Raw genomic sequence first — 1094 nt, forward strand, 5'->3', positions numbered from 1 at the left:
GGACGCAGGCTCCTCGGAATCGGGCGCGCAATCGGGCTCCGGCGCGGGCTCGAGAGCCGCCGGGCGCGAAACCGCGCGGGCCCCCGCCTGGATCACGACGTCGTCATCGTCATCGGTGGAAACCGTAATATGGGAAAACGCCTTCTCGTCGGCCACGGTGCAATCCTTTCGCGTCCCGCCGATTATAAAGTACAGCCTATCCGCGCAGGCCCTTGTCCAAATAATATCCATCGGGGGCGAAGCGCTTGCGGTAGGTGAGGTAGCTTGCCATGACGATGGCGATGGTGTTGGCGGCCGAGAGCATGAGCATGACCACGATCTGGTACTTCGCCGCGGCCAGCGGGTCGGCCCCCGCGAGCAGCTGCCCGGTCATCATGCCGGGGAACGTCACGATGCCCGCAGCCGACATGTTGGCCAGCACCGGCGTCATGCCCGCCCCGATGGCGGCCTTGAGCGAGGGGGCCGCCGCCTCGTGCGGCGTCGCCCCCAGCGCCACGAGAGAGAACATCTCGGGCGCGCGGGCGTCCATGTCCGCGAACAGCCGGTCGATGGCCACGGCAACGGCCGCCATGGCGTTGCCCATGATCATGCCCACGATGGGCACGAGCTGCCGCGCGTTGTACCACGGCTCGGCGTGCACGACCCCTTCCACCACGATGAGCCCGATGGCGGTGGACGACACGAAGAGCGAGACGAACACGGCCGGCACCAGCCCGGGGATGCGGCTCTTCACGCGCGACGTGGCGATCTGCGTGGCGGCGATCACCATGGCCGCCAGCACGAGCAGCACGAGCCACCACGTTTGGAACTCGAACAGGTACGTGAGCAGAAAGCCCGCGGCAAGGAGCTGCACGAAGCAGCGCACCGACGACACGGCGATGCGCCGCGTCTGCCCGAGCTCCAGCTTCCACGACACGAGGCCCGCCACGAGCATGAGGGCGCTCGCGGAGAAGAGCTCCACATAGCCGATATCCACCACGCCGTCGGTCACGGGCGCACCCCCTCGCCACCTGTCGCCGCGAAGGAGAGCGCGCCGTCCGCCAGCGTGAACGTGCCGGACGCGAAGCCGTCCGAGGCGCGGTGGCGTATGCGCA

Annotated in this window: 1 protein-coding gene; it reads right to left on the reverse strand. The window is 68.4% G+C overall.

Features of this window, described 5'->3' with window-relative positions:
• Positions 1-196: 196 nt before the first annotated feature.
• The gene (locus GPA_RS19480; RefSeq protein ID WP_041239674.1) at positions 197-991 is read right to left on the reverse strand and encodes an ABC transporter permease; all 795 of its coding nucleotides are present in this window, start codon (positions 989-991) and stop codon (positions 197-199) included.
• Positions 992-1094: the final 103 nt, after the last annotated feature.

Origin of the sequence: Gordonibacter pamelaeae 7-10-1-b (assembly GCF_000210055.1) — a bacterium.
GTDB lineage: Bacteria > Actinomycetota > Coriobacteriia > Coriobacteriales > Eggerthellaceae > Gordonibacter > Gordonibacter pamelaeae.